The sequence below is a fragment of the Ruegeria sp. BC8 genome, from assembly GCF_056535705.1.
Genome location: NZ_JBQFIV010000001.1, coordinates 1,786,764 through 1,803,335, shown reverse-complemented (window position 1 = coordinate 1,803,335; position 16,572 = coordinate 1,786,764). Strand labels below are relative to the sequence as shown.

The following is a 16,572-nucleotide window of genomic DNA, read 5'->3' as shown; positions in this document are numbered from 1 at the left end:
CCCGGCCCGGATGCAAGGGGTGATGTGAAAAAGATTTACATTTAGTGCCCCGGTTGACGGCAGTTCCGATCCTGCGCAACGTGCGGGCATGAACACGCACGACGACAAGCCCGCCCCGACGCTTGAAGAAATCCTGAACCTGGAGCAGCAGGTCTGGACCGCTTTGGTCGAGGGTGATGCGCAGGCGGACCGGGCGTTGCTGAGCGCCGATTTTCTGGGCGTCTACCCATCCGGTTTCGCCAATCGCGACGATCATGTGGGTCAGTTCGCAGACAGCCCGACAATGGAGTCATATGAGTTGAGCGCGGCGCAAATGCGCGTTCTGACCGCGGATATCGTCCTGTTGTCCTACCGGGCGGACTATCGGCGGCCGGGTGCGTCCGAGCGCGAGGCGATGCTGATCTCTTCGTTGTGGGAACGCCGGGATGATGGCTGGATCAATACCTTCAGCCAGGACACTCCGGTCAACGTTAACTGACCGGAATTCGCCCATGACCGACAGTCTTGCCATCCACCGCGTCCCGCGACCCTACGACCCCGAATTGGGGCGAGAGGCCTGCGCCGCAGTGCCGGATCTGACCGCTGATCAGTCCGAACTGGTGACCGGTGCCGCAGGCAGCAGCCCGTACCTCAAGAGCTTGATCGACCGTGAGCGCAATTGGCTGGCCCCGGCGCTGGATCGGCCGCAGCACGCCCTTGCGCAGATCATGGACGACGCGCGTGCGTTGGCTCCTGACCAGTTGAAACCGGGCCTGAGGCAGGCCAAGCATCGGCTTGCCTTGCTGACGGCCCTAGCCGACCTGTCCGGAGCCTGGAACCTCGAGCAGGTCACGACGGCACTGACCGACTTTGCGGCGCTTGCCGTGGACATCGCGGCCAAGGCCGAGATCGCGGCGCTGATCCGGCGCAAGAAGCTGCCCGGCATGACCGAAGACGACGTCGAAACCGCCGCCGGGATGGTGATCCTGGCGATGGGCAAGATGGGTGCGCACGAACTGAACTACAGCTCGGATATCGACCTGATCGTGCTGTTCGACGAAACCCGGTACGATCCCGACGATTTCTATGAGGCGCGGCAGGGCATGGTGCGGGCCACGCGCAATTTCTGCGCCACGCTCAGCGACAAGACGGCCGATGGGTACGTGTTCCGCACCGATCTGCGGCTGCGCCCCGATCCTGCGGTTACGCCCGTCTGCATGGCGACCGAGGCGGCCGAGCGCTATTACGAAAGCCTGGGCCGCACATGGGAGCGTGCAGCCTATATCAAGGCCCGCCCTTGCGCCGGCGACATCGCCGCCGGACAGCGGTTTCTGGAAACCCTGCGGCCCTTCGTCTGGCGCCGCCATCTGGATTTCGCCGCCATCCAGGACGCCCACGACATGCGCCTGCGCATACGCGAGAACAAGGGCACCGGGGGGGCTCTGACGATCCCCGGCCATGACATGAAGCTGGGGCAGGGCGGCATTCGCGAAATTGAGTTCTTTACCCAGACGCGGCAGTTGATTGCCGGGGGCCGCGACCCCGACCTGCGGGTGCGTGGCACGGTGCCGGGGCTGGCGGCGCTGGCGGCCAAGGGCTGGGTGCCGCAGGACGTGGCCGACAAGCTGACCGACCATTACCGCGCCCATCGCGAGGTCGAACACCGCATTCAGATGGTGCATGACGCGCAGACCCACACGGTGCCGCAGTCGCCCGACGGGATCGAGCGCATCGCCTGCCTGATGGGCACCACCAGCGCCGACCTGACAGCCGATCTGACCCTCCGCCTGACCGAGGTGCACGAGCTGACCGAGGGCTTTTTTGCACCCGGCGCCGGCCCCGCGCCGACCGCAGCGCCCCCGGTCGAGTTCGACGCCGGCGTTCTGGCCCGGTGGACAACCTATCCCGCGCTGCGTTCGCAACGGGGCGCGCGCATTTTCGAGCGGCTCAAACCCGAATTGCTGGCCCGGCTGGCCAAGACCGCCCGTCCCGACGAGGCGCTGCTGGCGCTGGATGGGTTTCTGGCCGGATTGCCCGCTGGTGTGCAGCTGTTTTCGCTGTTCGAAGCCAACCCGCATCTGATCGACCTGCTGGTCGACATCGTCGGAACCTCGCATGCACTGGCCGCGCACCTGTCGCGCAATGCGCAGGTGTTCGACGCGGTGATCGGTGGCAGCTTCTTTGCCGATTGGCCCGGTCAGTCCGCCTTGCAGGCTGAACTGTCCCACGCGCTGGCGGCTGAGTCGGACTATGAAACGCAGCTGGATCTGGCGCGGCGCTGGTGCAAGGAATGGCATTTCCGTATCGGTGTGCACCACCTGCGCGGTCTGATCGACGGGTTGCAGGCCGGGCGGCAATACGCGGACCTCGCGCAGGTTGTCATCGCCGCGATCTTACCCTGCGTAGAGCGGCAGTTTTCGCAGAAGCACGGCTCCCCCCCAGGGCGTGGCGCTGTGGTGCTGGGCATGGGGTCGTTGGGGGCCGCTCGGCTGAACTCGCAATCCGATCTGGACATGATCGTGATCTACGACCCGCAAGCGGTGGACATGTCCGACGGCCCCAAGCCACTGGCCACGCGCACCTACTATGCGCGCTTTACACAGGCGCTGATTACCGCCCTGTCGGCACCGATGGCGCAAGGACGGTTGTACGAGGTCGACATGCGACTGCGGCCGTCCGGCAATCAGGGGCCAGTCGCCACAAGCTGGGCCAGCTTCACTCATTACCAACAAGAGGAAGCCTGGGTTTGGGAGCATCTGGCCTTGACCCGCGCGCGTGCAGTCGCAGGCAACACGGATCTGGCAGACGATTTCGAAGCTTTCCGCACGCAATTCCTGTCTCGCCCGCGCTACAAGGATCAGGTCCTGCGCGAAGTGTCCGACATGCGCGCACGCCTCGCGGCTGCGAAATCTCCCGCCGGTGTCTGGGATGTCAAGAATGGCCCCGGCCGTCTGCTGGATATCGAACTGATGGCCGAAACCGGCGCACTGTTGTCCGGCGCGCCACAGCGCGACGTCGACTCGGGCTTGGACGGAGCGGTCGCTGCGGGTCTCTTGGATGTCGCTCAGGCGCAGGTGTTGAAGGACGCATATGACCTATGCTGGTCGGTGCAATGCGCGGCGCGGCTACTGTCGGGCAAGGTGATCGAGGCCGACAAGATTGGGCAGGGGGGCACGGCCTTTCTGTGTCGGGCGACCGGGTTCGAGCAGGTCGAGCAGTTACAGTCCGCCTTGCAGGACAGCTATGCTGCCGCAGCCGAAGTGATCGGCGCGGTGATCGAGGAGAGTGCGGATGGCGCGCAGTGACGACCCCAACGACCCCAAGGGCCTGATCCGCGAGGCCTATCGCATCGACGGAATCACGCTGCCCGAGTGTCGCAGCATCTTTTTGGACTGGGCGCTCAGCCTGCCGGACGGGCGCGACCAGAAGCAGGCGCTGACCGAGTTGCATGCTGTCTATACCGCACAGGATGCCGACCATCCCATGACACAGGTTCTGCGCGAAGGGCTGGACACCGCGCAGGCTCCGCGCCGGCGCGGCGGTTGGCGGGCGCGCCAACGCTGACGGATCGCCGGAGGGGCTTTTCTGCCCGCGCAATCGCGACTATGAGGGCGCCATGACCCATGCCGACATGCCCGACCGCCCCAGAATCCGTTTGAAACCCAAAGCCAATGCGCGCGGTCTGCGCCACGGCTTTCCCTGGGTCTATGCCAATGACATCGTCACCGACCGGCGCACCCGCAAGATCGCGCCGGGTGCGCTGGCCGTGCTTGAGGATGACAAACGCGCCCCGATCGCGTTGGTGGCAGTGAACCCGGATTCCAAGATCATGTGCCGGGTGTTGGATCGTGACCTGTCGGCACAGCTGGACGCCGGGTGGTTCGAAACCCGCCTGCGCCGCGCGCTCGACCTGCGCGAACGGCTGTTCGATGCGCCTTTTTATCGGCTGGTCCATGCCGAGGCCGACGGTTTTCCCGGTGTCATCATTGACCGGTTCGGAGACGCCTGCGTGATCCAGCCCAATGCCGCCTGGGCCGAGGCGCATCTGGACCTTCTGACCGACGCGTTGGTCGCGGTGACGGGGGTGACGTCCGTGCTCAAGAATGCCTCGGGCCGCACCCGCGGGCTGGAAGGTCTGGATGACGTGAACCAGACCCTGCGCGGCACCGCGCCCGATGCCCCGCTGCCCGTTCCGATGAATGGCGCAACCTACATGGCCGACCTGACCGGGGGCCAGAAAACAGGGCTGTTCTACGACCAGCGCCCCAACCACGCCTTTGCCGCTCGGCTGGCGGGCCCCGGTGGGCATGTGCTGGACGTGTTCAGCCACGTGGGCGGATTTGGTCTGGCCATGCTGGCCGGTGGGGCCGACCACGCGCTGTCGGTCGATGGCTCGGCCGCCGCGCTAACCCTGGCCAAGCAGGGCGCCGTTGCCTCGGGCTTTGGCGACCGCTTGGAAACCCGGCAGGGCGATGCCTTCGACGTTCTGACCCAACTGGGCGAGGAAGGCGCGCAGTTCGACGTGGTCATCTGCGATCCGCCGGCCTTTGCGCCGTCGAAACAGGCGCTGGATGCCGGGCTGCGGGCCTATGAGCGGATCGCCCGTCTGGCCGCGCCGCTTGTCAAACCGGGTGGGTATCTGGGTCTGTGTTCCTGCTCGCATGCCGTCGACCTGACCCGTTTTCGCGAGGCCTGCGCCCGTGGCATCGGCCGGGCCGGGCGTCAGGCGCAGATGATCCACACCGGCTTTGCCGGACCCGATCACCCGCAACTGCCGCAGCTGGCCGAGAGCGGCTATCTGAAATCCGTGTTCTACCGGCTGTGAAGGCGGTTCTCGACACCTGCGTCATCTATCCGACGGTGATGCGCGAGATGCTGCTGGGCGCGGCGGCGCGGGGCCACTTCACCCCGCTCTGGTCAGCTCGCATCCTAGAGGAATGGGCCCGCGCCGCCCGCAAACTCGGCCCCGAGGGCGAGGCACAGGCCCGGGCCGAAATCGCCTTGGTGCAGGCACATTGGCCGCAGGCCGAACGCCCCGAGGCACCCGGCCTCGAACAGCGCCTCTGGCTTCCCGATCCGGCCGACACGCATGTGTTGGCCACCGCGGTCGCCGCTTCGGCCGATACGATCATCACCGTGAATGCCAAGGACTTTCCAAGGAATGTCCTGGCGGAAGAGGGCCTTGCCCGCATCGACCCCGACAGTTTCCTTCACGGCATCTGGCAGAATGATCCGACCAGTGTCGAACAGGTGGCTCAATCGGTCCTGACCGAAGCCAACCGCCTGTCGGGCGACAGCTGGACTCTGCGCGCATTGATGAAAAAGGCCCGGCTGCCGCGTCTCGGCAAGGCTTTGGCGGCCTGACCTCTTCCCCTGGCTCCAAATATCGCGAGAGGGTGGCCTCTCGCACCCTGACCCTCAGCCACGCTCCCAACGTTGTTCAAGGGCCTCCAACGCGGCAATCCGCTCGTCCGTCTTGGGATGGCTCATCAGCCAGGCCGGAACCACGCCCGCCCGCTGCTGGGTCAGATCCTCAAGCTTGTGAAACAGGGATTTCTGCGGCCCGATCCCGATTCCGGCCTTGGTCAGCAGGGCGGCTGCGTATTCGTCCGCCTCGTATTCGTCTGCCCGCGACAGGCGCGAGGCCAGCAGCGCGGTCAGCGCATTTGCGATCCACGCGCCGATGAAGGGAATGAACCGGTTGAGCAGCATCATCAGCGCCGCCCGCATCGCGTTCTGACCGGAAAAATCGATCATCCGCCGCCGGGCGTGGCCCAGCGCAACATGTCCCAGCTCGTGCGCGATGACGCTGGCCATCTCCTCGGCTGAGACCTCGCCGTTGCGGAACTTGCGATAGAAGCCTCGGGTGATGAAAATGCGCCCGTCCGGTGCGGCCAGCCCGTTCACCGGGTCGATTTCATAGATATAGACCGGCACGCGCGCCACATCCAAGGCGGCGGCCAGGCGGTCGGTCATACGCTTCAACTCGGGATCAGCCAGTTCGGTCGACTTCGCATCCAGCTCGCGATGGGTGCGCCAGACGGAAATCCGATACATCACAATGGCATAGGCGATCGCCAGCAGAATTGGGGTCAGACGCAACATATCTCAGATATGGGCGGATCGGGATGCGGGGGCAAGTCGTTCCTCATCACTTTCGGGCAACATGGGCGACCTGGGGCAGTTCGTGAGACGGAAATCGCGCGGCGTCAGATCGCAGTTTCCATATTTCAAAGGTTGAAATGAAGGCAAAAGCCTTCTAGGGCACGGCGCACGCTGTGCGAGCGCGCGCTATGCAAGAGGGACAAATGGCCAACAATGATTTAGAAGCCCGGCACCTTGAAACACTGGATCGTGACCTGCGGCGGTTTTCCCGCCTCGAGGTTGCAACGGCGCAGGTCGGGCGGCCGTTCGTCGGATCGGGCATCGCCTTCGTGTTCATCGTGATCGCCGGGATCACGGCTGCTTTGTTGTTCGGACAGGCCAGCAACACGATGATCGTCGTGATTGCGGCCATGTTCGGAGCCTACATGGCGCTCAACATCGGGGCGAACGATGTGGCCAACAACATGGCCCCGGCGGTGGGCGCGAACACCCTGACCATGGGCGGCGCCATCGCGATTGCCGCAGTTTTCGAAAGCGCCGGCGCCCTGATCGCGGGTGGAGACGTGGTCTCGACCATCGCCAAGGGCATCATCAATACCGAAAGCATGGGAACGGCAACCGTCTTCATCTGGGCCATGATGGCCGCGCTGTTGTCTGCTGCGCTTTGGATCAACCTGGCCACCTGGGTTGGCGCTCCGGTCTCGACCACGCATTCGGTCGTGGGGGGCGTCATGGGGGCAGGGATCGCGGCGGCGGGGTTCGGCGCGGTCAGCTGGGTCAAGATGAGCCAGATCGCTGCAAGCTGGGTCATCTCGCCGCTTCTGGGCGGCATCATCGCCGCCGGATTCCTGTGGTTCATCAAGGCGCGGATCATCTACCAGGACGACAAGATCGCCGCTGCGCGCAAATGGGTTCCAGTTCTGGTCGGCATCATGGCCGGGGCGTTTGCCTCGTACCTTGCGCTGAAAGGCCTGAAACACCTGTTCAAGATCAACCTGCAGACGGCCCTGGTGATCGGTCTGGTCAGCGGAGTGCTGATCTGGATGGTGACGATTCCTGTCATTCGCCGTCAGGCCGAAGGGCTGGAGAACCGCAACAAATCGCTCAAGATCCTGTTCGGCATCCCGCTGATCATTTCGGCGGCGCTGCTCAGCTTTGCGCATGGGGCCAATGACGTGGCAAATGCCGTCGGACCTCTGGCCGCCATCGTTCAGGCTTCGGCGGTGGGTGATTTCACCCATGCGGTGAGCATTCCGCCCTGGGTCATGATCATCGGCGCCTTCGGCATTTCGTTCGGCCTGTTCCTGTTCGGGCCCAAGCTGATCCGGGTGGTCGGCAGCCAGATCACCAAGCTGAACCCGATGCGCGCCTATTGTGTGGCGCTGTCGGCGGCGATCACCGTGATCGTGGCCAGCTGGCTTGGCCTGCCGGTCAGTTCGACCCACATCGCCGTGGGCGCAGTGTTCGGTGTCGGGTTCTTCCGGGAATGGGACGCCGAGCGGCGCCTGATCAAGGCGCGCGGCGCTGTGCCGGAACGCCCGGTGCTGGCCCCCGAAGAGCGCCGCCGCCGCAAGCTGGTGCGCCGGTCGCATTTCCTGACGATCATCGCGGCTTGGGTGATCACCGTGCCCGCGGCGGCCCTGCTGTCAGGTCTGCTGTTCCTGGGAATTCAAGCAATCGCCGGATAAAAGCAAAGCCGGGCTGGCGCTATCGCGTCAGCTCGCGCATGCCGCGTTCCAGCCCGGCCAGCGTCATTGGCACCATCCGGTCTTCGAAGATCTCGCGGATCATGCCGATGGAATGGGTGTATTCCCAATATTTCTCGGGCACCGGGTTGATCCACAGGTTCGACGTCCACTGTTCGCGCGCGCGCTGCAGCCAGACCTGACCGGCCTCGGCGTTCCAGTGCTCGTTGGCGCCGCCGGGATAGGCGATCTCGTAAGGCGACATCGACGCATCACCCACGAAGATGCACTTGTAGTCGGGGCCGTAGGTCCGCAGCACCTCATGCGTGGGGGTCTGCGCATCCCACCGGCGGCGATTGTCGCGCCAGACGCCTTCGTACAGGCAGTTGTGGAAATAGAAATATTCCAGGTGCTTGAACTCGGACCGCGCGGCCGAGAACAATTCCTCGACCACCTTGATATGCGGGTCCATCGAGCCGCCCACATCGAGAAACAGCAGCACTTTCACCGCATTGTGCCGCTCGGGCCGGGTCTTGACGTCCAGGTACCCGTGCTCGGCCGTGGCGCGGATGGTGCCGTCCAGGTCCAGCTCTTCGGCGGCCCCCTCGCGGGCCCAGCGGCGCAGGCGTTTCAGCGCGACCTTGATGTTGCGGGTGCCCAGTTCGACCGTGTCGTCCAGATTGCGGAACTCGCGCTTGTCCCAGACCTTGACCGCGCGCTGGTGGCGGCTTTCCTTCTGGCCGATGCGTACGCCCTCGGGGTTGTAGCCGTAGGCGCCGAAGGGCGAGGTGCCCGCCGTTCCGATCCACTTGTTGCCGCCCTGGTGGCGGCCTTGCTGATCCTTCAGCCGCTCGCGCAGCGTCTCCATCAGCTTGTCGAAACCGCCAAGCGCTTCGATCTCGGCCTTTTCTTCGTCCGAGAGATGTTTCTCGGCCGTTTTTGCAAGCCAGTCGGCCGGGATGTCCACGGCCTCCAGCACCTGATCGAAGGTGATCTCGGACAGCCCTTCGAAGCTGGCGGCAAAGGCGCGGTCGAACTTGTCGATGTTGCGCTCGTCCTTCACCATCGAGACACGGGCGAGGTAGTAGAACGCCTCAATGTCGTAGGTGGCCAGCCCTTTTTTCATCCCTTCCAGAAACGTCAGGTATTCCCGCAACGAGACGGGGATGCCGGCCTTTCTGAGGTTCTCAAAAAAGGGGATGAACATCGGCTCAGCCTATCACCCGCACCAGAACAAGCGAAATGGCCAGTCCCGCCAATGCAAATGCAATGCCGTAGCCGGCCGCATATTGGGCGATATCGGCGCCGCTGCCTTTGCGTTTCCGTGCCGTCAGCGCGCCCAGAGCCGCCCCCAGGACCGCCATTCCCACAACCACTAGCATGTGTTCGTCATCCGCCTTTTGCGATGTTACGGGGCCCCCAGCGCGACGTCCTGCATCAACGAGCTGACCACCAATTCCGAGCCAAACCCGTAGCGCGCCCACCCCAGACTGTCCAGCCTGACGGAGCGTGCCTGTTCGGGTTTGTCGGCCTGCTTCAGGGCCTCGGCCTTCAGCAGCAGCAGCGTCGCCAACATCGAGGCGTTTTCGGCCCGCGTCATCGTCGCGATGGCCCGGTCGAGGTCCGGCAGGGCTTCGGGGCCGCGCCCCTGGGTCAGGGCATAGGCCGCCGTCTGAACCGAGATATGCGCGCGCTGAAGCTCGGTTCCGGGGGTCGCGCGCAGGTATTTCAGGGCAATGGCATATTCGCGCTGCGCTTCCTCGGGGGCGTCGAATTCGCCCAAACGGGCCTTCAGATAATGGGGGTACGCCCGGCGGTGATCGGTCCAACCTTGCTCTCGGCCGATCCGCATCGCGCGGTCGATGGCCCGCATTTGCCGCGGCGAGGCCCGGCCCTTGCCGACCGCCAGTTGCACGGCGTCGATCCATTCACGCGGGGTTTCCGAGATTGGCTGAACGGGCAGGTTGGCGCCAAGCGGGTTCAGGCGTGCGATGACCCCGGGTATGACCTGCGCCACCTGTTCCCGGGCCATTCCGGTCTGTAGTTCCGGCGCATAGGTCGCGCGCAGGATCAGCATGTCGAACCCGGTCAGGACAGTGTGGAAATTATCGTCGTTGAAGACCGAATCCGGCAGGCGGTACATGTCGTTCAGAGGCCCGATCGCCTGTGCAAGCTCTTCGTGAAGGCAATCCCGCATTTCCTGGGGACTGACATCGTTGGGAATGAAGATCGCCAGCCGCTCGCGGCTGCGCAGCGCGCGCCAACTGCTTTTGGTCTTGCGCTTGTCTCGGTTGTATTCCTCGAGGCTGGACGCGTTGGGCACGACGAAACATGCGGCTTGCGGCAGCAGCCGCTGGATCTGGCGCTGGGTCACTGCTTCGATCGTGATGTTGGCCTGCCCATCGTTGACCTGGCGGATGTCGATCCGGGCTTCGCGCTGCAGTCTGGTCAGCAGACGCGTCAGGTCGGATTGCATCGTGGGGGCAGGGGCGCCCGTCAGCCGAACTGTGATCGGACCCTCGAACCGCGTGAACACGGGCAGGGCCGTGCCGCTTTCAAGCGAGAAATGCAGGTCCACGAAATCCGCCGCGATGTTCGTATTCGACCGGGCCGGCGGGAAAGGACGTGGCGTGCCGAAAGCCTGAGTCACCGGTGCCGCGGCCTCGGTCACCTTGATTTCATCGGGCAACTCAATCCGGTCGACCGAACTGCATCCGGCAAGGACAAAGCCAAGAAATATGCCGGCCAGACGTTTCATGGACGCCGATACTTGAGGAAAGGCGTCAGTTGGCCGACGCGGTCATAAAGCTGGCGCGCCGTATGGTTGAACTCCTGCGTCAGCCAATAGACATCGGGCGCACCTTTTCGATCGGCTTCGGCATAGACGGCCTCGATCAACGCCCGACCGACACCGGTGCCGCGCACATGCGGGCTGGCATAGAGATCCTGCAGATAGCAGACGTTTTCGATCTTCCAGGCATGGCGATGAAACAGGAAGTGGGTCAGCCCGATCAATTCGCCGTCCAACTCGGCCACTAGGCATGAAAAGTCCTGCGGATCATCCCCCAGCAGGCGCGCAAACGTGCTGTCGTAGACCTCGTCGGGCAATACCGTTTCGTAGAATTCAAGATACGCCCGCCACAACAAGTCCCAGCTCGGCCGGTCTTCGGGCTTGAGGGGACGAATGCGCGGCGCTTGGGTCAATTCGGGTGGTCCTGCTCTACAGCGTGCTCGGTGTCATGTTCTTTGATCTTTGTTGCAGCAATGCTGGCATCAGGCTTGCCGCAAGGCAAGCCGTGATCACCAAGTATTCATGAATGGGCGGGCTTCAGCGCTTGGCGCGCGCCATGAAGGCCAGCCGTTCGAACAGATGCACGTCCTGCTCGTTCTTCAGCAGGGCGCCGTGCAGCTTGGGCAGGGCATTGACGCCATCGCGCTTCAGGTCTTCGGCATCCAGATCCTCGGCCAGGAGCAGCTTGAGCCAGTCCAGCACCTCGGAGGTCGAGGGTTTTTTCTTCAGCCCCTGCGTCTCGCGGATCTCGTAGAACTGGGTCAGGGCGGTGGTCAGCAACGCCTCTTTGATGCCGGGGTGATGCACTTCGACGATGCGACGCATCGTGGCTTCATCGGGGAAGCGGATGTAGTGGAAGAAACAGCGGCGCAGGAAGGCGTCTGGCAGTTCCTTTTCATTGTTCGAGGTGATGATCACGATGGGGCGGTGTTTGGCCCGGATCGTTTCACCGGTCTCGTAGACATGGAACTCCATCTTGTCGAGTTCCTGCAGCAGGTCGTTGGGGAACTCGATATCGGCCTTGTCGATCTCGTCGATCAGCAGCACGACCTTTTCATCGGCGTCGAAGGCCTGCCACAGCTTGCCCTTCTTGATGTAGTTGCGGACGTCGTTCACGCGCTCGTCGCCCAGCTGGCTGTCGCGCAGACGGCTGACTGCGTCATATTCGTAGAGACCCTGCTGCGCGCGGGTGGTCGACTTGACGTTCCACTCGATCATCCTGAGACCCAGTGCGCCGGCGACCTGTTTGGCCAGTTCGGTTTTGCCCGTGCCGGGTTCACCCTTGACCAGCAGCGGTCGTTCCAGCGTGACGGCTGCGTTTACGGCAATGGTCAGGTCGTCGGTGGCAACGTATTCGGCTGTGCCTTTGAAACGTGCGGTCATGGGGCCCTCGTATGATGGTCGCAGCAACAGGAGACGGAAACCGGGTTACCTAGGGCGGGGCCGAATGACAAGCCGGGCCGCAGCGTCGCAGGCTGCCAACGACGGGCGCGAGGGACGAATCGCACCGATTCCATCATCCGCTCGCGGGTGTTCTGCCGCAAAATAGTCCTTTCGCTTTCACAGAATGGCAACGATTTGGTGCCCAAAGTCTCATGTTTATACCGGTTCTCATAACGGCGCGTCGGGGTTGCGTTTGGATAGTGACATTCCCCGTCCCGTCAGTTAAACGCTGCGCAGAAGGGGGTGCCAAATGTCAGGCGACACGACCGCAAAAGACGTTTCTGGCCATACCGAGGGAGCCAATATGAAGCAGGAAGTTTTTCTGCCGGAGGACTATCGCCCGGCCGAAGATGAACCTTTCATGAATGAACGCCAGCTTGAGTATTTCCGCCGCAAGCTGCTGAACTGGAAAAACGAACTTTTGGCAGGCAGCCGGGACACGATCGAGGGGCTGCAGGACAGCACCCGTAACATTCCCGACGTTGCAGACCGCGCCAGCGAGGAAACCGACCGTGCGCTGGAACTGCGCACCCGGGACCGACAGCGCAAGCTGGTTGCCAAGATCGACGCCGCTCTGCGCCGGATCGACGAGGGCGAATACGGTTACTGCGAAAAGACCGGTGACCCGATCTCGCTCAAGCGTCTGGATGCGCGTCCGATCGCGACCATGACGCTGGAAGCGCAAGAGCGTCACGAGCGTCGCGAAAAAGTTCACCGCGACGATTGATCGCTGGGTTCTTTCAAAAAAGACAAGCGCCGGGGCCTGTGGCTCCGGCCTTTTTGCGTTAGGCCCGTGTCATGAAGATCGACGGTTTGCAAATCTGTGTCATCGGCGGCGGGATCGGCGGAATGGCCGCTGCGCTGGCCTTGCAGCAACGCGGTGCACGGGTGACCGTGCTCGAGCAGGCCGAGGCCTTGACCGAGGTCGGGGCCGGCCTGCAAATCAGCGCCAACGGCATGGCGGTCCTGCGTGCGCTGGGTGTCGTGGATGATCCCGGTCGGGTCGCACAACTCTCTCACGGCACTCTTCTGCGCGATTATCGGCGGGGCCGCGTCGTCAGCCGTCTTCCCGCACCTTCGGCCGGACCCACGTGGTATTTCCATCGCGCTGACCTTCTGGACGTGTTGCAAAAGGCGGCCGAGCGCGCAGGGGTGTCGATCAGACTGAATGCCCGCGTCACCAATGTTCGGAAGCATCCAGCCGAAGCCGAGATTGCGCTGCAGGATGGCACCCGGCTGCGCGCTGAATTCGCCGTTGCAGCGGATGGCGGGCGCAGCGGTATCCGGCCCATCCTGAACGGAACCGAAGCGCCCGCGTTCACGCATCAGGTGGCCTGGCGGTCAACTGTGCCCTGGACCGACCACGAAGCCGAGCCCATGGCATCGCTGACGATGGGCCCCGGGCGTCATGTCGTGACCTATCCGCTGCGAAAGCAGTCCATGTTGAACATCGTGGCGGTAGAAGAGCGGTCCGACTGGCGGGAAGAGGACTGGCGCCTGCGCGGTGACCCCGAGGACCTGCGGGCGCGTTTTTCCGATTTCGGCGGTCCGGCCGGCGCCGCGCTTGCGCAGGTGCAGGATGTCCATCTGTGGGCTTTGTTTCTGCGCCCCGTGGCACAGAAATGGCAGAATGGTCGCGTTGTCCTTCTGGGGGACGCCGCGCATCCCACATTGCCGTTTATGGCTCAAGGGGCGTGCCTCGCGCTTGAGGATGCTTGGATCTTGGCCCGATCTTTTGACGAACAGTCGGGTGTCCGCCGGGCACTCGAAGCCTATGAAAGCAAGAGGAAAACCCGCGCGCGCAAGGTGGTCGCAGCCGCCGGTGCCAACGCGCGGAACTTTCATTTGCGCGGTCCCGCACGTCTGGCGGCGCAGGCGGCCTTGGCCCTGATCGGTCCGCGCCTGACGCGTCGATACGACTGGATCTACGACTACGATCCGACGGCCTGACGAGTCAGATGTCGAGGTCCACCCAGACAGGGACGTGATCGGACGGTTTTTCATGTCCGCGCACTGCGGCGTCGATCTGGCAATCGCGCATCAGGTCCGCCGCTTGCGGTGTCAGAAGGAAATGGTCAATGCGAATGCCGTCATTCCGGTTCCACGCGCCGGCCTGATAATCCCAAAACGAATAGTGGCCCGGGCCTTGTGTCCGCGCACGGAACGCTTCGGTGAAGCCAAGGTTCAGCACCTTGCGAAACGCCGCGCGGCTTTCCGGCCGAAACAGGGCGTCTTCGCGCCAGGCCTCCGGGCGTTTCGCGTCCTCGGCTTGCGGAATGATGTTGTAGTCCCCGGCCATGAGGGCCGGCTCTTCCGTGGCCAGAAGATCGCGGGCGCGCTCATACAGCCGCTCCATCCACGCAAGCTTGTAGTCGAACTTCGGCCCCGGAGCAGGGTTCCCGTTGGGAAGATAAAGCCCGCAAATCCGCAGTGCCCGCTTGCCGATGACGGTAGCTTCGATCCATCGCGCCTGCTCGTCCTCTTCATCCCCGGGCAGCCCGCGCGAGACGTCTTCGAGCGGATATTTCGAAAGTATCGCCACGCCGTTGAAGCTTTTCTGACCATGGGTTTCGACGTTGTAACCGCGTTCCTCAAAGATCTCGCGGGGAAAGTTTTCGTCGACGGATTTGATTTCCTGCAGCAGGACCACATCGGGCTGGGCTTCGTCCAACCAGCGGGGCAGAGCCTCGGCCCGCGCCTTGATGCCGTTGATGTTGAATGTTGCGATTTTCATCCCGGTCCCTCCGAAGCTCTGCCGAAACCTATCGCCCAGAACGGAGACCATCACAAGGTGTCAGTCAGGTCTGCCGCGGGTACCGGGGCGTACGGGGACGGATGACGCGATGACGAACTGGGCCAATTGGCGCGGGGCCAAAAACGGTCAACCGCGCCGTAAGGCCTGATCGCGGGACAGCGGGCGCTCCTGCAGATCAAAGAGATATTCAGAGGACAAGGGCGCAACGCCCCCACGATTGATCACATCGAAAAAGACGTGCCGCACCCGCAGGAAGAGGTTGCGTTGGGGTTGTCGATCACGAACCGGGCGCCGATCAGTTCCTGCGTGAAATCAATCGTCGCATTTTCCAGGAACGGCAAAGAAATTTCGTCGACGACAACCTTCTGGCCTTTGCCTTCCAGCACCAAATCATCGTCCTTGGGCTCGTCCAAGGCGATTTCGTACTGAAAGCCTGAACACCCTCCGCCTTCAACGGCTATGCGCAGGGCCTTGCCGTTGTCGGCGGCACCTATCTCTGCAAGCCTCTCGAAGGCGCGTTCTGTGACTCTCGGAGGCAGATTCATGCCATGCTCCAAAGGTTTATTTCCTCGTCGGTCTACAATATAGAAACCCTGGAGACAGGCGACAAGGACAAGACCATTGGAGCGAGCAGGATTTGCTGCCGATCCGGGCCGGGCGCGCGGGCGGCTGGTGCCAGAGGAAGAAAGCAGTTTCCGGTCGTGCTTTCAGCGGGACCGGGACAGGATCATACACGCCAGCGCGTTCCGACGTCTTAAGCACAAGACACAGGTTTTTGTCGAGCATGAGGGCGACAGCTATCGCACGCGCCTGACCCATTCGATCGAGGTGGCGCAGGTCGCGCGCACGATCTCGGGGGCATTGGGGCTGAACCCCGAGCTGACCGAGGCCGTGGCCCTGGCGCATGATCTGGGCCACACGCCGTTTGGCCATACCGGCGAGGACGCTCTGCATGCGCTGATGGCGCCCTACGGGGGCTTCGACCACAACGCTCAAGCGATCCGCATCGTCACCAAGCTGGAACAGCATTACGCGGATTTCGACGGGTGCAACCTGACATGGGAATGCCTTGAGGGCATCGCCAAGCACAACGGCCCGGTTACGGGCGAGCTGCCCTGGGCGCTGGCCGAGTGCAATGCCGATTTTGACCTTGAACTGCACACCCATGCCAGCGCAGAGGCGCAGGTTGCGGCACTGTCCGACGACATCGCCTACAACAATCATGACCTGTTCGACGGCCTGCGGGCCGGACTTTTTACCGACGACGAGATCGCCCAATTGCCGATTGTCCGGGAGTGTTATGCCGAGGTGGATCGCAAGTACCCCGGGTTGGATTTCTACCGGCGTCGTCACGAGGCGCTGAGGCGGGTGTTCGGCGTGATGGTTTCGGATGTAATCGACACCTCGCGCGAGGTTCTGGAGAGATCAGGAGCGCAAACAGTCGAAGATGTTCGTCACCTCGGGGCTCCTGTCATCCGCTTCTCGGATGATCTTTGGGCGCAGCTCGACGATATCCGGGCGTTTCTGTTCACCCGCATGTACCGGGCGCCCAGCGTCATGGAGGTGCGCGCCAAGGTCAGTCGCGTAGTCGAGGAGCTGTTCCCGATCTATCTGAGCGACCCGCGCCAGATGCCTCGGCATTGGCATTCGGATATCGAAGCGGCGCCGGACGAGACCGCGCTGGCCCGGATCGTATCAGACTATATTGCGGGCATGACCGATCGGTTTGCCTTGCAGGATCATGCCCGTCTGACCGGCACGCAGCCCCCGCAGGTTTAGGGCTGCATGCTACGAATGCTGGTTTGGACCGCTTG

General features: G+C 63.3%; 17 protein-coding genes. 9 read left to right on the top strand and 8 right to left on the bottom strand.

Annotated elements, in window-relative coordinates; genetic code table 11:
• Positions 1-88: 88 nt before the first annotated feature.
• From ACR3EK_RS09145 to ACR3EK_RS09125, 5 genes are read left to right on the top strand one after another with little or no spacing between them, the layout of a single operon-like run.
• Positions 89-478 carry a nuclear transport factor 2 family protein gene (locus tag ACR3EK_RS09145; protein ID WP_170509277.1) on the top strand — a complete coding sequence of 130 codons (390 nt, stop codon included), beginning with the start codon at positions 89-91 and terminating at the stop codon, positions 476-478.
• Positions 479-491: 13 nt separating this feature from the next.
• Complete coding sequence (locus ACR3EK_RS09140) at positions 492-3,284, top strand: [protein-PII] uridylyltransferase family protein (RefSeq protein WP_480633213.1); 2,793 nt, start codon at positions 492-494, stop codon at positions 3,282-3,284.
• A complete protein-coding gene (locus ACR3EK_RS09135; protein ID WP_170338699.1) occupies positions 3,271-3,543 on the top strand; it encodes a hypothetical protein in 273 nt (90 codons plus the stop codon). The genes ACR3EK_RS09140 and ACR3EK_RS09135 overlap by 14 nt, the downstream gene beginning before the upstream one ends.
• A 52-nt stretch (positions 3,544-3,595) precedes the next feature.
• Positions 3,596-4,804 (top strand): RSP_2647 family RNA methyltransferase, encoded by a 1,209-nt coding sequence (locus ACR3EK_RS09130; RefSeq protein WP_480633212.1) that lies wholly within the window; start codon positions 3,596-3,598, stop codon positions 4,802-4,804.
• Positions 4,801-5,343: an RSP_2648 family PIN domain-containing protein gene (locus tag ACR3EK_RS09125; RefSeq protein WP_480633211.1), complete on the top strand. Its 543-nt coding sequence runs from the start codon at positions 4,801-4,803 to the stop codon at positions 5,341-5,343. Before ACR3EK_RS09130 ends, ACR3EK_RS09125 begins: the two co-directional genes overlap by 4 nt.
• A gap of 54 nt (positions 5,344-5,397) precedes the next feature.
• On the opposite strand, the gene ACR3EK_RS09120 is transcribed toward ACR3EK_RS09125, so the two are convergent.
• Complete coding sequence (locus ACR3EK_RS09120; RefSeq protein WP_093962334.1) at positions 5,398-6,084, bottom strand: M48 family metallopeptidase; 687 nt, start codon at positions 6,082-6,084, stop codon at positions 5,398-5,400.
• Positions 6,085-6,287: 203 nt separating this feature from the next.
• Here ACR3EK_RS09120 and ACR3EK_RS09115 point away from each other — a divergent pair, with 203 nt between their 5' ends.
• The gene (locus tag ACR3EK_RS09115; RefSeq protein ID WP_170402557.1) at positions 6,288-7,772 is read left to right on the top strand and encodes an inorganic phosphate transporter; all 1,485 of its coding nucleotides are present in this window, start codon (positions 6,288-6,290) and stop codon (positions 7,770-7,772) included.
• Between the two features lie 19 nt (positions 7,773-7,791).
• On the opposite strand, the gene ACR3EK_RS09110 is transcribed toward ACR3EK_RS09115, so the two are convergent.
• The 5 genes from ACR3EK_RS09110 to ACR3EK_RS09090 all read right to left on the bottom strand — a co-directional run bounded on the left by ACR3EK_RS09110 (position 7,792) and on the right by ACR3EK_RS09090 (position 11,943).
• Positions 7,792-8,976: a vWA domain-containing protein gene (locus ACR3EK_RS09110; RefSeq protein ID WP_480633210.1), complete on the bottom strand. Its 1,185-nt coding sequence runs from the start codon at positions 8,974-8,976 to the stop codon at positions 7,792-7,794.
• A gap of 4 nt (positions 8,977-8,980) precedes the next feature.
• Positions 8,981-9,151 (bottom strand): hypothetical protein, encoded by a 171-nt coding sequence (locus ACR3EK_RS09105; protein ID WP_170338198.1) that lies wholly within the window; start codon positions 9,149-9,151, stop codon positions 8,981-8,983.
• Positions 9,152-9,177: 26 nt separating this feature from the next.
• Entirely contained in the window at positions 9,178-10,527 is a 1,350-nt protein-coding gene (locus tag ACR3EK_RS09100) for a DUF2927 domain-containing protein (protein WP_480633209.1), read from the bottom strand.
• On the bottom strand, positions 10,524-10,973 hold the full coding sequence (locus ACR3EK_RS09095; RefSeq protein WP_170338202.1) for a GNAT family N-acetyltransferase: 450 nt from the start codon (positions 10,971-10,973) through the stop codon (positions 10,524-10,526). The genes ACR3EK_RS09100 and ACR3EK_RS09095 overlap by 4 nt, the downstream gene beginning before the upstream one ends.
• Before the next feature lie 124 nt (positions 10,974-11,097).
• Positions 11,098-11,943 carry an AAA family ATPase gene (locus ACR3EK_RS09090; RefSeq protein WP_170368598.1) on the bottom strand — a complete coding sequence of 282 codons (846 nt, stop codon included), beginning with the start codon at positions 11,941-11,943 and terminating at the stop codon, positions 11,098-11,100.
• A 364-nt stretch (positions 11,944-12,307) separates the two neighbouring features.
• Here ACR3EK_RS09090 and dksA point away from each other — a divergent pair, with 364 nt between their 5' ends.
• Together dksA and ACR3EK_RS09080 are read left to right on the top strand one after the other, a co-directional pair.
• Positions 12,308-12,730, top strand: a complete 423-nt coding sequence (gene dksA / locus ACR3EK_RS09085) for an RNA polymerase-binding protein DksA (RefSeq protein WP_093962986.1) — start codon at positions 12,308-12,310, stop codon at positions 12,728-12,730.
• A gap of 71 nt (positions 12,731-12,801) precedes the next feature.
• Positions 12,802-13,953 (top strand): FAD-dependent monooxygenase, encoded by a 1,152-nt coding sequence (locus tag ACR3EK_RS09080; RefSeq protein WP_480633208.1) that lies wholly within the window; start codon positions 12,802-12,804, stop codon positions 13,951-13,953.
• A gap of 4 nt (positions 13,954-13,957) precedes the next feature.
• Here the strand turns inward: ACR3EK_RS09080 and xth are convergent, their stop codons facing one another.
• Positions 13,958-14,737, bottom strand: a complete 780-nt coding sequence (gene xth, locus ACR3EK_RS09075) for an exodeoxyribonuclease III (RefSeq protein ID WP_170338208.1) — start codon at positions 14,735-14,737, stop codon at positions 13,958-13,960.
• Between the two features lie 242 nt (positions 14,738-14,979).
• Positions 14,980-15,303: a HesB/IscA family protein gene (locus ACR3EK_RS09070; RefSeq protein WP_093962326.1), complete on the bottom strand. Its 324-nt coding sequence runs from the start codon at positions 15,301-15,303 to the stop codon at positions 14,980-14,982.
• A 76-nt stretch (positions 15,304-15,379) separates the two neighbouring features.
• On the opposite strand from ACR3EK_RS09070, the gene ACR3EK_RS09065 reads away from it, so the two are divergent.
• Entirely contained in the window at positions 15,380-16,537 is a 1,158-nt protein-coding gene (locus tag ACR3EK_RS09065; protein WP_480633207.1) for a deoxyguanosinetriphosphate triphosphohydrolase, read from the top strand.
• Positions 16,538-16,572 lie beyond the last annotated feature (35 nt).

What these genes read in the sequence shown, in the direction of transcription:
- ACR3EK_RS09145 (WP_170509277.1), top strand. Translation starts at nt 89, where the DNA reads ATGAACACGCACGACGACAAGCCCGCCCCGACGCTTGAAGAAATCCTG.
- ACR3EK_RS09140 (WP_480633213.1), top strand. Translation starts at nt 492, where the DNA reads ATGACCGACAGTCTTGCCATCCACCGCGTCCCGCGACCCTACGACCCC.
- ACR3EK_RS09135 (WP_170338699.1), top strand. Translation starts at nt 3,271, where the DNA reads ATGGCGCGCAGTGACGACCCCAACGACCCCAAGGGCCTGATCCGCGAG.
- ACR3EK_RS09130 (WP_480633212.1), top strand. Translation starts at nt 3,596, where the DNA reads ATGACCCATGCCGACATGCCCGACCGCCCCAGAATCCGTTTGAAACCC.
- ACR3EK_RS09120 (WP_093962334.1), bottom strand. Translation starts at nt 6,084, where the DNA reads ATGTTGCGTCTGACCCCAATTCTGCTGGCGATCGCCTATGCCATTGTG.
- ACR3EK_RS09115 (WP_170402557.1), top strand. Translation starts at nt 6,288, where the DNA reads ATGGCCAACAATGATTTAGAAGCCCGGCACCTTGAAACACTGGATCGT.
- ACR3EK_RS09110 (WP_480633210.1), bottom strand. Translation starts at nt 8,976, where the DNA reads ATGTTCATCCCCTTTTTTGAGAACCTCAGAAAGGCCGGCATCCCCGTC.
- ACR3EK_RS09105 (WP_170338198.1), bottom strand. Translation starts at nt 9,151, where the DNA reads ATGCTAGTGGTTGTGGGAATGGCGGTCCTGGGGGCGGCTCTGGGCGCG.
- ACR3EK_RS09100 (WP_480633209.1), bottom strand. Translation starts at nt 10,527, where the DNA reads ATGAAACGTCTGGCCGGCATATTTCTTGGCTTTGTCCTTGCCGGATGC.
- ACR3EK_RS09090 (WP_170368598.1), bottom strand. Translation starts at nt 11,943, where the DNA reads ATGACCGCACGTTTCAAAGGCACAGCCGAATACGTTGCCACCGACGAC.
- dksA (WP_093962986.1), top strand. Translation starts at nt 12,308, where the DNA reads ATGAAGCAGGAAGTTTTTCTGCCGGAGGACTATCGCCCGGCCGAAGAT.
- ACR3EK_RS09080 (WP_480633208.1), top strand. Translation starts at nt 12,802, where the DNA reads ATGAAGATCGACGGTTTGCAAATCTGTGTCATCGGCGGCGGGATCGGC.
- xth (WP_170338208.1), bottom strand. Translation starts at nt 14,737, where the DNA reads ATGAAAATCGCAACATTCAACATCAACGGCATCAAGGCGCGGGCCGAG.
- ACR3EK_RS09070 (WP_093962326.1), bottom strand. Translation starts at nt 15,303, where the DNA reads ATGAATCTGCCTCCGAGAGTCACAGAACGCGCCTTCGAGAGGCTTGCA.